Source organism: Clostridium amylolyticum, from assembly GCF_900142075.1.
In the GTDB taxonomy this organism is placed as follows: domain Bacteria; phylum Bacillota; class Clostridia; order Clostridiales; family Clostridiaceae; genus Clostridium_AA; species Clostridium_AA amylolyticum.
The window spans coordinates 745,158-758,377 of record NZ_FQZO01000001.1; the positions used below are offsets into that span (position 1 = coordinate 745,158).

Annotated in this window: 14 protein-coding genes; all 14 read left to right on the forward strand. The window is 31.0% G+C overall.

Going from position 1 to position 13,220, the window contains the following annotated elements:
• Nucleotides 1–37 precede the first annotated feature (37 nt).
• The 14 genes from BUA82_RS03610 to BUA82_RS03675 all read left to right on the forward strand — a co-directional run bounded on the left by BUA82_RS03610 (nucleotide 38) and on the right by BUA82_RS03675 (nucleotide 13,189).
• Entirely contained in the window at nucleotides 38–292 is a 255-nt protein-coding gene (locus tag BUA82_RS03610; RefSeq protein WP_073004737.1) for an IreB family regulatory phosphoprotein, read from the forward strand.
• Nucleotides 293–339: 47 nt separating this feature from the next.
• Entirely contained in the window at nucleotides 340–768 is a 429-nt protein-coding gene (gene ruvX / locus BUA82_RS03615; RefSeq protein ID WP_073004738.1) for a Holliday junction resolvase RuvX, read from the forward strand.
• Nucleotide 769: 1 nt separating this feature from the next.
• Nucleotides 770–1,033, forward strand: coding sequence for a DUF1292 domain-containing protein (locus BUA82_RS03620; protein WP_073004739.1), 264 nt, complete (start codon nucleotides 770–772; stop codon nucleotides 1,031–1,033).
• Between the two features lie 15 nt (nucleotides 1,034–1,048).
• Complete coding sequence (locus BUA82_RS03625) at nucleotides 1,049–1,504, forward strand: Fur family transcriptional regulator (protein WP_073004740.1); 456 nt, start codon at nucleotides 1,049–1,051, stop codon at nucleotides 1,502–1,504.
• Between the two features lie 25 nt (nucleotides 1,505–1,529).
• Nucleotides 1,530–3,197 (forward strand): ribonuclease J, encoded by a 1,668-nt coding sequence (locus BUA82_RS03630; protein WP_073004741.1) that lies wholly within the window; start codon nucleotides 1,530–1,532, stop codon nucleotides 3,195–3,197.
• A gap of 237 nt (nucleotides 3,198–3,434) precedes the next feature.
• Nucleotides 3,435–5,258: a translational GTPase TypA gene (gene typA / locus BUA82_RS03635; protein ID WP_073004742.1), complete on the forward strand. Its 1,824-nt coding sequence runs from the start codon at nucleotides 3,435–3,437 to the stop codon at nucleotides 5,256–5,258.
• Nucleotides 5,259–5,285: 27 nt separating this feature from the next.
• Nucleotides 5,286–6,299: an endolytic transglycosylase MltG gene (mltG, locus tag BUA82_RS03640; protein ID WP_073004743.1), complete on the forward strand. Its 1,014-nt coding sequence runs from the start codon at nucleotides 5,286–5,288 to the stop codon at nucleotides 6,297–6,299.
• Nucleotides 6,300–6,311: 12 nt separating this feature from the next.
• Nucleotides 6,312–6,962, forward strand: coding sequence for an O-methyltransferase (locus BUA82_RS03645; protein WP_073004744.1), 651 nt, complete (start codon nucleotides 6,312–6,314; stop codon nucleotides 6,960–6,962).
• Nucleotides 6,959–8,188, forward strand: coding sequence for a peptidase U32 family protein (locus BUA82_RS03650; protein WP_073004745.1), 1,230 nt, complete (start codon nucleotides 6,959–6,961; stop codon nucleotides 8,186–8,188). Before BUA82_RS03645 ends, BUA82_RS03650 begins: the two co-directional genes overlap by 4 nt.
• A complete protein-coding gene (gene udk / locus BUA82_RS03655) occupies nucleotides 8,188–8,808 on the forward strand; it encodes a uridine kinase (protein ID WP_073004747.1) in 621 nt (206 codons plus the stop codon). Before BUA82_RS03650 ends, udk begins: the two co-directional genes overlap by 1 nt.
• A 58-nt stretch (nucleotides 8,809–8,866) precedes the next feature.
• Entirely contained in the window at nucleotides 8,867–10,495 is a 1,629-nt protein-coding gene (locus BUA82_RS03660; protein WP_073004749.1) for a penicillin-binding transpeptidase domain-containing protein, read from the forward strand.
• A gap of 74 nt (nucleotides 10,496–10,569) precedes the next feature.
• Nucleotides 10,570–11,271 carry an RNA polymerase sporulation sigma factor SigK gene (gene sigK / locus BUA82_RS03665; protein ID WP_073004752.1) on the forward strand — a complete coding sequence of 234 codons (702 nt, stop codon included), beginning with the start codon at nucleotides 10,570–10,572 and terminating at the stop codon, nucleotides 11,269–11,271.
• An 85-nt stretch (nucleotides 11,272–11,356) separates the two neighbouring features.
• A complete protein-coding gene (aroE, locus tag BUA82_RS03670; protein ID WP_073004754.1) occupies nucleotides 11,357–12,124 on the forward strand; it encodes a shikimate dehydrogenase in 768 nt (255 codons plus the stop codon).
• Nucleotides 12,125–12,136: 12 nt separating this feature from the next.
• Nucleotides 12,137–13,189 carry a type IV pilus twitching motility protein PilT gene (locus tag BUA82_RS03675; RefSeq protein ID WP_073004756.1) on the forward strand — a complete coding sequence of 351 codons (1,053 nt, stop codon included), beginning with the start codon at nucleotides 12,137–12,139 and terminating at the stop codon, nucleotides 13,187–13,189.
• Nucleotides 13,190–13,220 lie beyond the last annotated feature (31 nt).

Sequence of the window (13,220 nt, forward strand, 5' to 3'; positions counted from 1 at the left end):
GGTGAAGCTACTTAAATTCAATTTAGGTAGCAGTAAAATGGGTAATAACGAAAACACTATGCAATTTGATTTCTCACGTAATAAAAAGGATCTTACAAAATCTATTATTACTGAAGTATATAATGCTTTAAGCGAAAAAGGATATAACCCTGTTAATCAGTTAGTGGGTTATTTGTTATCTGGCGATCCTACATACATAACCAATCACAATGGAGCAAGGGCATTGGTTAGAAAGCTGGAAAGAGATGAGATCCTAGAAGAGGTTATAAAAGCTTACTTAGAAATCAAATAAACAAAAAGTGCCCTAATAGGCACTTTTTGTTTAATAAAGGAGTACTTATGAGGATAATTGGACTAGATATTGGTGACAAGACCATCGGGGTAGCTGTTAGTGATCCTTTAGGATTAACGGCTCAAGGAATAACAACTATACATCGTAAAGGTAAAGAAAAGGATGCCTTAGAATTACAAAAAATTATTAATGAATATTCTGCAGAACTAATATTATCAGGATTACCAAAAAATATGAATGGTACTATTGGTGAGCAAGGAGAAAAAGTAATAAGATTCTGCAACTTTTTAGAAAAAAGATTAAATGTTAAAGTGGAGTATTGGGATGAAAGACTAACCACTGTGGCAGCGCATAGAGCTATGATAGAAGCAGATCTTTCTAGGGAAAAAAGAAAAAAGATAGTTGATAAACTAGCAGCGGTTTATATTCTTCAAGGCTATTTAGACAAAAATAATTTTAATAAAAGGAGAGAATAACATGGAAAATGAAATAGATACTATTGTCCTTCAAGATGAAGAGGGAAAAGAGATTGAGTTTGAAGTAATAACTAAATTAGATATAGAGAAAGATGAGTATATTATAGTAGCTCCTGTAGATGATGAGGATGCAGATGCTATAGCTTTAAAAATAGTAACTGATAGTGAAGGAACTGAAGTTCTTGTTACTGTAGATGATGAAGAGGAATATGAACTGGTTTTAGAAGCCTATAGCGCAATTTTTTCAGATGAAACATTAAATTAAGATAGAGGTATAGTTATGTCAAATTTATCTTTAGAAGAGATTAAAAAATTAAAAGATGACTTAAAACAACGTGGCTATAAATTAACACCTCAGAGAAGAGCTATTTTAGATGGATTGGTTAAAAATGAAGGAAAGCATCTTACAGTAGAAGAAATATATGATGATGTTAAATTAGAATGCCCTGAAATAGGTTTAGCTACAGTTTATAGAACTGTATTATTATTAGAAGAAATGGGCATTATATACAGATTAGATCTGGAAGATGGTTGTGCTAGATATGAGTTGGTCCATGAAAATGAAAACCATAGACACCATCATTTGGTATGCAGCAACTGTGGCAAGGTAATAGAAGTGGAAGGCGATTTGTTAGACACTCTAGAAGTTAATATTGAAAGCAAGTATAATTTTAAAATTATGGATCATAGCGTTAAGTTCTTTGGCCTTTGTGATGAATGTCAGTCAGAAAATTAAAAAAAGATAATAAGGAGGGGTGCTGATGAAAAGAGAGAAAGAAAAAATAAAAATTATTCCTCTAGGCGGTATTAATGAAATAGGTAAAAACCTAACTGCCTTTGAGTACAAAGAGGATATAATAGTTATTGATTGCGGACTAAAATTTCCAGATGAAGATATGTTTGGAATTGATATAGTCATACCAGATATCAGCTATTTAATAAAAAATAAAGACAAGGTAAAAGGAATTTTTCTGACACATGCCCATGAGGACCATATAGGTGCTCTTCCCTATGTGCTAAAACAATTAAATGTACCTGTATATGGTACTAAATTGACTTTAGGTATAGTGGAAACAAAGCTTAAAGAACACGGACTTTTAAGTTCAGTAGAACTAATAAGAATAAATCCAAAAGATATAATTAAACTTGATAGTATGTCTGTAGAGTTTATTAAAACAAATCACAGCATTGCAGATTCTGTTGCTATAGCCATTCATACTCCTATTGGTGTTGTTATCCATACTGGAGATTTTAAGGTGGATTATACCCCTATTGACGGAGAGATTATAGACTTAGCTAGATTTGCAGAATTGGGTAAAAAAGGAGTGTTAATGCTTTTAGCAGATAGTACAAATGTAGAAAGACCAGGTTATACTATGTCAGAAAGCACAGTAGGTAAAACCTTTGAAAACATTTTTTCTACTGCCAAGGGAAGAATCTTAGTAGCTACTTTTGCATCCAATATTCATAGACTTCAACAGATTATAACAGCTGCTGCAAAACATAATAGAAAGGTTGCTGTTTCTGGAAGAAGCATGGAGAATATAGTTACTGTAGCCCTGGAGCTTGGTTATCTTGAATTTGAAAAGGAAACCCTTATAAGTGTTGATGCAATAAATAAATACCCACCTGAAAATGTAGTTATTATAACTACAGGAAGTCAGGGAGAGCCAATGTCAGCACTCTCTAGAATTTCTAACAATGATCATAAAAAAATTAGTATTATACCTGGAGATTTAGTTATTATTTCAGCATCACCTATTCCAGGAAATGAAAAACTTATTTCTAAGGTGATAAACCAATTGTTTAAAAAGGGAGCAGAAGTTATTTATGAATCCTTGGCAGATGTGCATGTATCAGGTCATGCTTGCCAGGAGGAACTTAAACTAATGCATGCCCTAGTTAAACCAAAGTATTTTATGCCAGTACATGGAGAGTATAGACATTTAAAACAACATGCTGAGCTTGCTATTAAAATGGGGTTACCACAAAATAATGTTATTATTGTGGATAATGGCGATATTATAGAAGTAAGCAAAGATACCCTTCGCAAAAATGGCAGTGTTACATCCGGAAATGTTTTTGTGGATGGCTTAGGTGTGGGAGATGTAGGAAATATTGTGTTAAGAGATAGAAAGCATCTTTCCCAAGATGGTATACTTACAGTGGTTGTTACCATAGAAAAAGAAAGTAGCTCAGTGATTGCAGGCCCTGATTTAATATCTAGAGGTTTTGTGTATGTAAGAGAATCTGAGGACTTAATGGAGCAAGCTAAAGAAATTGTAAAACAAGTGCTTAAAGAATGTGAAGATAAAGGCATAACTGATTGGGCAACTTTAAAATCAAAGATAAAAGATGGATTAAGAGTTTATCTATATGAAAAAACAAAAAGGAAGCCTATGATTTTACCTATTATAATGGAAATATAATCTGATTAAATGATAAAAAATACCTTTACATGCAGTATGAGTCTAAATTAACGTTATCATGTGAAGATTTATTGAGAATACTTACTTATGCTATAGGCTTTAAATTAAGTTGGTAATAATGATGCAGTTAAGTTGACTTTTAGTGTAGTAGATATTAAAATAAAGAATGGTTATTTAAAATTGGATACTATGATAGTATCCAATTTTTTTTAAACTTAAGATGTCGGAGGAATTATTATGCAATTATATACTAGAGACAATATAAGAAACGTAGCAATTATAGCTCACGTAGATCATGGTAAGACTACACTGGTAGATGCTATGTTAAGACAGAGCAATATATTTAGGGTAAATGAAAAAGTAGATGAAAGAGTGATGGACTCTAATGATCTTGAAAAAGAAAGAGGAATCACAATATTATCTAAAAATACTGCAGTAACCTATAATGATGTTAAAATTAATATAGTAGATACTCCAGGGCATGCTGATTTTGGTGGAGAGGTAGAAAGAGTTTTAAAGATGGTGGACTCTGTTATATTAGTAGTGGACTCTTATGAAGGACCTATGCCTCAAACTAAATTCGTACTGAAGAAGGCATTAGAGTTAAATCTTAAGCCTATAGTAGTCATTAATAAAATAGATAAGAAAGATGCTAGACCTATTGTAGTTATAGATGAAGTATTTGACTTATTTGTAGAACTAGGTGCCAATGATGAACAATTAGATTTTCCAATTATTTACGCATCCGCTAGAGAGGGTTTTGCAAGGTATGAACCTGAGGAGGCAAATATAGATATGGTTCCTCTTTTTGAAACCATAATAAATCACGTAGATGCACCTAAGGGTTATATCGATATGCCTTTCCAAATGCTTATTACCACATTAGACTCAAATGAGTATGTTGGTAAAATTGCCATAGGAAAAATCGAAAGAGGAAGAGTAAAGAAAAACTCTCAAGTTGCAGTTATAAATCAAGAAGGCAAAATAGTAAATACAAAGGTTTCAAATTTATATGTGTATAATGGATTGAAAAAAATTGAAACAGAAGAAGCAGCACTAGGAGATATTATTGCCATAAGTGGTTTAGGAGAAGCTAACATAGGAAACACTGTAGCTGATGCCTCTACACCTGAAGCATTACCTTTTGTTAATATTGATGAGCCGACTTTAAATATGAATTTTATGGTTAATGACTCTCCTTTTGCAGGCAGAGAAGGAACATATGTAACCTCTCGTCATTTAAGAGATAGGCTTTTGAAAGAGCTGGAGACCAATGTAAGTTTAAGAGTAAAAGAACTGTCCCCAGATCGCTTTGAAGTAAGTGGAAGGGGTGAACTTCACCTTTCAATATTAATTGAAACCATGAGAAGAGAAGGTTATGAGTTTCAAGTATCAAAGCCAAGTGTAATTTTTAAAACCATTGATGGAGTTAAATCTGAACCTATGGAGCATTTAACCATTGATGTTCCTGAAGAATTTATGGGACCTGTTATGGAGAAATTAGGACCTAGAAAAGCAGAGATGGTTAATATGACCTCAGCAATAAATGGATATACTAGATTGGAGTTTATAATACCATCCAGAGGGTTAATAGGATTTAGGAATGAGTTTTTAACAGATACCAAAGGAAATGGAATAATGAACCACGTATTTAATGGTTATGAAAAATATAAAGGTGATATTCCTGAAAGAAGCAGAGGTTCTTTAGTGGTATTTGAGGCAGGAGAAGCCATTGCTTATGGACTATTTAATGCACAAGAAAGAGGTATATTATTTTTAGAGCCAGGTACAGAAGTTTACTCTGGAATGATTGCTGGTGAATGCTCTAGGGCTGAAGATATTGAAGTTAATGTTTGTAAGAAAAAGCACCAATCCAATACTAGAGCTTCTGGTTCAGATGATTCTCTAAGGCTTACTCCTGCAAGAAAATTTTCTTTAGAGCAGTGTCTTGAATTTGTTAATGCGGACGAACTCGTAGAAGTTACTCCAAAAAGTATAAGGATGAGAAAAAGAATTTTAGATAGTGGAGAAAGAAAGAGACTAATTTCAAGAAGTAAATAGGTTTCTTAGTATAAGGGGGTATTTTTTATGAGAAAAAAAGTGGTCATTGCAGCTATATTTATACTTATTTTACTTTTATCTGGGGGTTATTTATACTATAATTCCGTAATAAATCATCCGCTAAAGGGAAAAGAAGAAAAAACACAAGTGGTGGTTAATAAAGGTGATACCCTTTATAACGTTTTAAATAGATTAGATACCCAAGGTAAAATTAAAAATATTTCCATGATAAAAATTCATATTAAATTGAATTCTATAAGCGGAAATATAAAACCTGGTGATTATGAAATTAATTCGGATATTTCCTTTGATAATTTAGTAAATGAAATTAAAAAGGGTAATGAAGCAGATAATTCAATAAAAATTACCATACCAGAAGGCTTTGATATAGATAAAATTTCTGCGAAAATAGAAGAAGCAGGTCTTTGCAAAAAGGATGATTTTATAAAAGCTGTAAAAGAATATAAACATCCTAACTACATTAAATTCTCAAATGAAAAAAGGTATAATATTGAAGGCTTTTTGTTTCCTGATACATACTCTATTAAAAAAGATGCAAAACCTGATGAAATAGTGGATAAAATGGTTAAAAGGTTTGAAGAAGTTTTAAAAGAATGTGAAAAGGAGTTAAATATATCCCTGCAAGAAAATAAAGTTGAAGAAACTATAAATATTTCAGCTATGATAGAAAAAGAAGCAAGGAATAAAGAAGAAATGCCTACTATAGCATCTGTTATCAACAATCGTATAGATAAGAAAATGCCATTGCAAATTGATGCTACTGTATTATATGCTTTAGGAAAACATAAGGAAGTGGTAACTTATAAGGACTTAGAAGTGGTTTCGCCTTATAATACTTATAAGATACCATCATTACCAGCTGGTCCTATAGCTAGTCCGGGCAAAGAAGCTATAAAAGCTGCCATGGCCCCAGCTAAAACAGATTATTTGTATTATCTTTATGATAGTAAAAAAGGTTCTCATTTCTTTACAAATAACTATAATGAATTTCTAAAGAAAAAGAAGGAATTAGGATATTAACGGAGGTCCTACATGAATGGAATAACCTACGATTACATGGAGGAATATCTTAGAAGCTTACTTTCAGAAAATAATAAGGTTTTAAATGAACTTGAGAGATATGCTAAAAAAAATAATGTTCCCATAGTTCAAAAAGAAACAGCACGTTTTTTAGAACTCATGGTATCTATACAAAAACCGAAGAAGATATTAGAGCTTGGAACAGCCATAGGATATTCTGCTATATTAATGAGTGAAGCTATGAATAATAATGTTTCTATAACATCTATTGAGCGGGATGCATCAATGATTGAGGAAGCTAATGCTAATTTCAGTAAATATGGCTATAGAAATATAGATATATTGGAAGGCGACGCATTAGAGATACTGGAATCCTTAGATGATAAATATGATCTTATATTTATGGATGCAGGAAAAGGGCATTATAATCATTTTCTGCCAAATTGTTTAAGGTTACTATCTCAAGAAGGGATCATTATTGCAGATAATGTATTATTTAGAGGTATGGTTGCAACCAACGATCTTCTAAAAAGAAGAAAAATTACCATAGTAAAACGTATGAGAAAATATTTGGAAGAAGTAAATAAAGATACTGATTTAATAACCTCTGTGATTCCTATGGGAGATGGAATAGCAGTTACAAAAAGGAGGTCAAAAAGTTGAGAAAGCCTGAATTGTTAGCCCCTGCTGGAAACCTTGAAAAACTTAAAACAGCCATTGATTTTGGAGCTGATGCGGTTTACCTAGGAGGAAACAGACTTAATTTAAGAGCTTTTGCAGATAATTTTACTGAAGAAGATATAAAAGAGGGAGTAAAATACGCTCATGACAGAAATAAAAAGGTTTATGTAACTTTAAATGTATTTCCCCATAACTCTGATCTTATAGGTTTAGAAGAATACTTAATGAAACTTACTGAATTAAATGTAGATGCTATTATAGCTTCAGATCCCTCTATAATAATTACAGCAAAAGAGGTAACGCCAAATTTAGAGATTCATTTAAGCACCCAAGCTAATAATGTAAATTGGAAGTCTGCAGAATTTTGGCACAATATGGGTGTAAAAAGAATAGTTTTAGCTAGAGAATTATCTTTAAAAGAGATAATAGAAATAAGAAGTAAATTATCAGAAGACTGTGAGTTAGAGGCTTTTGTTCATGGTTCCATGTGCATGTCTTATTCTGGAAGATGTTTGCTATCAAATTACCTCACTGGAAGAGATGCTAATAGAGGTGCTTGTGCTCAACCTTGTAGATATAAATATTATCTTATGGAAGAAAAAAGACCTGGAGAGTATTATCAGGTTATAGAAGATGATAAGGGAACTTATATTATGAATTCCAAAGATTTGTGTATGATAGAATATATACCCGAACTTATTAAAAGCGGTATTTATTCTTTCAAAATAGAAGGAAGAATGAAGAGTTCTTATTATGTAGCTACAGTGGTAAAGGCATATAGACAAGGTATAGATGCATATTTTGAAAATCCTGATACATATGAATTTAAGCAGGCTTGGATGGACAATTTAAACAAGGTTTCACACAGACAATATCATACAGGATTTTATTTTGGAGAAAAGAATAAACAAGTTTATGAAACTTCCTCCTATATAAGAGATTATGACATTGTAGGAATTGTAAAATCTTATGATAAAGAAAAATCATTGGCAGTAATAGAACAAAGAAATAAAGTATTTCAAGGCGATAAAGTGGAGATTCTCAGACCTAAAGGAGATAACTTTGAAATTATTATTAAAGATTTAAAAGATGAAGAAGGTAATTCAATAGAATCAACACCCCGAGCTCAGATGATTTATAACATATATTGCGATACTGAACTTAAAGAGAAAGATATGCTTATTAGAGGTAAGGGGGAAAGTTATTAATGAAGAAGCCCATTCTTATAGGAATTACAGGAGGCACAGGATCTGGTAAAAGTACTGTGGCTAAAGAAATCTATAATAAGTTCTCTGAAGATTGCATAGCTATGATAGAGCAAGATTCATATTATAAAGATCAAAGTCATCTTTCCTTAGAAGATAGGATAAAAACCAACTACGATCATCCTGATGCTTTTGATAATGAGCTTTTAGTTAAACATCTAGAAGGGTTACTAAATGGAGAAGTTATTGAAAAACCCATCTATGACTTCTCAATACATAATAGAAAAGAAGAAACCATCAAAGTACAGCCAAAGGAAATTATAATAGTTGAAGGAATTTTAGTATTGGAAGATCCTGATTTAAGAAATATATTAGACATAAAGATTTATGTTGATACGGATGCTGATGTTAGAATTATAAGAAGGTTAGTAAGAGATATAAACGAAAGAGGAAGAACTGTAGATTCAGTAATAAATCAATATCTAAGCGTTGTGAGACCGATGCACATGCAATTTACAGAACCAACTAAGAGATATGCTGATATTATAATTCCCGAAGGCGGACATAATAAAGTTGCTATAGATATATTAGTAGCTAATATAAAACAAATATTACAAAAATAATTTTTTTGAATAAAACACTTTCTTAATGGCTAGAATTTAGCCGGGGAGGTGTTTTTTATTGTATAAAAGAATTCACTGTAGAAGATTATTTAAAGTTCAAATGATATTAATACTCCTACTAACGGCACTCTTATTTAGAGTATCTTATTTTCAGCTTTTTAAAAGGAGTTATTATAAGAACTTAGCTGATAAACAGTATTATTATCAAGAGAAAATATCAGATTTTAAATATCAATTACTAGACACAAAGGGCAAATATCTAAATACCACTAATGAAAAATATGCTGTAGTTTTGGATATAAGATTATTTAAATTAAATAATTATGAATCAAAGTTAAACGATATAATGGCCTTAAATTATATTATTAAAGGCAACGATGAGAAGTTTGACATCAATGAAGTGCTTAATAAAGACTCTGGAAAAGTTTATGTAGACATAAATGAGAGCAGCTTCATAAAAATTCAAGATGTAATTAAAGATTTAAAAGGAGTATATACTTGGAGATATGATACCATAGACAGAAATGATTCGTGGAACATAGTAAATGTAATTAATAATATGTATAATTGGAACAATGAGAAAAAAGATGAAAATTCCATAGAATCTTTTATTAATACTATTACAGGTGAAAATATAAAGCCAGAAATAAAATTTCAAGTGGATAAAAGTGGTTTTATAAAAGAAGCTGGTTATAATGTACCTGAAAAAGGTAATGTAGTATTGACATTAGATAATGAGCTTCAAGATTCTATAAAGAAAGTTTTAAATAGTGATAAATTCAACAAATTTCAACAAATAGGTGTGGTGTTAATTGAATCAAATACTGGAAAAGTCAAAGCTTTCACACAAAAAAATGATAAACTTCCTAATGTAAATATAGCAGCATCTCTACAAGGTTATCCTCCTGGTTCTACTTTTAAACTTATAACTGCTGAACTTGCATTGGAAAAGGGTATTGTTAGTAAAGATAATAAGTATATATGCGCAGGTAAGTATTGTAAAAAAAATAATAAGCCTCATGCCCATGGTAGTATAAACATTGAACAGGCTATTAATTATTCCTGCAATGATTTTTTTATTGAATTAGGCAATAAAATTAATGCAGAAGAGATAATTAACTATGCAAAAAAACAGGGTTATTCCAGTAAAGTATTAGGATTTTATGATGAAGCCGCTGGTATTATAAATAAACCCGAAAAAGTTGAACTTAACAACAATCTAATACTGGGATATAGCCTTAGTGCAACACCTATTCAAGTGGCTGGGGCCATATCTCCTATATTAAATGAAGGTAATTATGTAAAACCATATATTATAGAAAAAATTAAAGATTCTAATGATAATACTATTAAAGAGTTTCAAGGTACTGTAGAAAGAGTTATGTCAAAAAATACAGCAGAAGATATGAAATATTTCATGAGGAGTACTGTGACTAAAGGCACTGGTAGCATTGCAAATATTAATGGAATGGAAGTAGGTGGCAAGACCGGCACAGCAAGTTCTTTAGATGGAGAAGTATTTCACACTCATGGATGGTTCGCGGGATATTATAAAAAAGATAATAAATATTATACCTTGGTGGTTTTTGTACCAAATATTGATGGAAAGAATGAACTGGGAGAAGAATATCAAGGGAGTAACACCGCTGGGGTGGTTTTTAAAGATATTTTATTAACTATTAAATAATACCCTTAATAATAGGAAACTATTATACCTCTGTTGAATAGAATATTAATAAGCACTATTGGGAGGAGCAACTAGTGTTTGTTATTAATTATATTATAGACGTTATTGGCAATATCGCTTTTTTTACAGGGTATATTAGTGGAGGTAACTCATTTCCTCAACCTTTAGATGAAAAAGAAGAAGAAGAGTATCTGATAAAACTTAAAAATGGTGATGAAGAAGCTAAAAATGTTTTGGTAGAAAGAAATTTACGATTGGTAGCACATATTGTAAAAAAATATACTTATCCAGGAAAAGATATTGATGATTTAATATCTATAGGTACAGTAGGTCTAATTAAAGCAATAGATTCCTTTGATATTTCTAAAGGTACAAGACTTGCTACTTATGCTGCTAGGTGTATAGAAAACGAAATATTAATGCTCATAAGAAACAATAAAAAGGCCAAAGGAGAAGTTTATCTTCAAGATCCTATAGGTATCGATAAAGAAGGCAATGAAATATGCTTAATGGATGTACTAAGTAGCGAGGAAGATTCTATAATGGAAATTGTGGAAAATAAAATACAAATAAAAAAACTCTATTTAAAGATTTATTCTTCTCTTCAAGATAGGGAAAGAGCCATAATAGAAATGCGCTACGGTCTTATAGATGGAAACTGTAAAACTCAGAGAGAAATAGCAAAATTACTTGGGATTTCAAGATCTTATGTGTCACGTATTGAAAAAAAAGCACTAAAAAAACTTTTTAAAGAATTAAATGGTAAATTTAAATAATATGTAATAAATTCCTCTAAATATTTATATATTAAGAGGAATTTATTGTATTATGTAGAATAATATCCTATGAGGTGAAAAAACAATGAAAACCTGTGGACTTTTAGGTAGGAATATTCAATATTCCCTTTCTCCTAAAATACATAATGATTACTATTTAGAGAATAATATACCATTAAAATATGAAATATTTGACTTAGATTTTAAACATTTAGATAATTTTATTATGAATATAAAAAATACCAATATAGTAGGTTTCAATGTAACCATCCCTTATAAAGAAAAAATTGTAGAGTATGTTCATGAGTTAAAATATCCTGCAAATATTTTAAAAGCTGTAAATACAGTATCCATTTCTCAGAGTGGTGAGATGTACGGTTATAACACAGATTATTTTGGATTTATTAAAAGCTTAAAAGATAATAATATAAACCTAAAGGATAAGAGAGCATTAATAATAGGTGCTGGAGGAGCAGCTAAAGCGGTTTACTTAGCACTGAAGGATGAAAATATTAGGAATATTGATATTTTAACCCGTAACATTGAAAAAGCAAAAGTCTTTTTTCCAAAAAACGATATTGTGGAATATTACAGCATTAAATCTCTTAAAAAATATGACATTATCTTAAACTGTACTCCATTAGGTAATATTAATTTAAATAAAAAGCCTATAGATTTGATAGATTTTAACGATAACTTAATAGTATATGATTTAAATTATATTCCTGAAAAATCTGAACTCCTTATTGATGCTGAATCAAAGGGACTCATAACAATGAATGGAATGTCTATGCTTGTTAATCAAGCTATATATTCAATTAACATATGGAAAGATCAACTAGGTATCATGTGAGGAGGTTATTTTATGGCAACATTAAAAGAATTACTAGAAAATACCATACAAGAACAGGCGTCAGATCTGCATCTTACCGTAGGTATACCCCCTACAGTAAGGAAAAATGGAAAGCTTAAAGTATTAAGCAATACAAAACTTCTTCCAAAAGATACAGAGAAGTTTGCCAAAGAAATTTTAGGGGATTTATTTACGGCTTATATGGAAGAAGGAGAAATGGATACATCCTATTCTATTCCTGGATTAGGGAGGTTTAGAGTAAATGTATTTAAACAAAGGAATAGTCATGCTATAGCTATAAGGGTTATAACTTTGAAGATTCCTACTCTTCAAGAGCTAGGTTATCCTTCCGTTATAAAAGATCTAATAACTAAAAAAAGAGGTCTTATATTGGTAACAGGGCCTACAGGTAGTGGTAAAAGCACAACTTTAGCTGCCATGATTAATGAAATAAATAATACTACAGCTGGACATATAATTACTTTAGAAGATCCTATTGAATATTTACATAAACATAATAAATGTATAATTAACCAAAGAGAGATTGGAAAAGATAGTAGGAGTTATAAAAATGCACTTAAATCCATTCTAAGAGAAGATCCTGATGTAATACTAATTGGTGAGATGAGGGATTTAGAGACTATTTCTATAGCTATTACAGCTGCAGAAACAGGACATTTAGTATTATCTACATTACATACTATTGGAGCAGCAAAAACCATAGATAGGATAATAGATGTATTTCCACCATACCAACAACAACAAATTAGGATTCAGCTATCTGCTGTGCTTCAAGGTATAATATCACAACAGTTAGTGCCTACATCTCAAGATAAAAGGACTGCATCTTTAGAAATTATGGTGGCTACACCAGCCATACAAAATATGATAAGAGAAGGGAAAACCCATCAAATTGAATCAGCAGTACAAACTGGTGGTAAATATGGTATGAAGACCATGGACATGGCCCTTACTGAATTGTATAAAAAAGGTATAATTACTGAAGAAACCGCTTCTACATATAGTGTTGACAAAGAAATGATTACTAGAATGATGATGCTCTAATATTATTAAAATAAAAAAGCAGTTCTTAAAA

What these genes read in the sequence shown, in the direction of transcription:
- BUA82_RS03625 (WP_073004740.1), top strand. Translation starts at nt 1,049, where the DNA reads ATGTCAAATTTATCTTTAGAAGAGATTAAAAAATTAAAAGATGACTTA.
- udk (WP_073004747.1), top strand. Translation starts at nt 8,188, where the DNA reads ATGAAGAAGCCCATTCTTATAGGAATTACAGGAGGCACAGGATCTGGT.
- BUA82_RS03675 (WP_073004756.1), top strand. Translation starts at nt 12,137, where the DNA reads ATGGCAACATTAAAAGAATTACTAGAAAATACCATACAAGAACAGGCG.
- BUA82_RS03630 (WP_073004741.1), top strand. Translation starts at nt 1,530, where the DNA reads ATGAAAAGAGAGAAAGAAAAAATAAAAATTATTCCTCTAGGCGGTATT.
- ruvX (WP_073004738.1), top strand. Translation starts at nt 340, where the DNA reads ATGAGGATAATTGGACTAGATATTGGTGACAAGACCATCGGGGTAGCT.
- BUA82_RS03610 (WP_073004737.1), top strand. Translation starts at nt 38, where the DNA reads ATGGGTAATAACGAAAACACTATGCAATTTGATTTCTCACGTAATAAA.
- mltG (WP_073004743.1), top strand. Translation starts at nt 5,286, where the DNA reads ATGAGAAAAAAAGTGGTCATTGCAGCTATATTTATACTTATTTTACTT.
- typA (WP_073004742.1), top strand. Translation starts at nt 3,435, where the DNA reads ATGCAATTATATACTAGAGACAATATAAGAAACGTAGCAATTATAGCT.
- aroE (WP_073004754.1), top strand. Translation starts at nt 11,357, where the DNA reads ATGAAAACCTGTGGACTTTTAGGTAGGAATATTCAATATTCCCTTTCT.
- BUA82_RS03645 (WP_073004744.1), top strand. Translation starts at nt 6,312, where the DNA reads ATGAATGGAATAACCTACGATTACATGGAGGAATATCTTAGAAGCTTA.
- BUA82_RS03620 (WP_073004739.1), top strand. Translation starts at nt 770, where the DNA reads ATGGAAAATGAAATAGATACTATTGTCCTTCAAGATGAAGAGGGAAAA.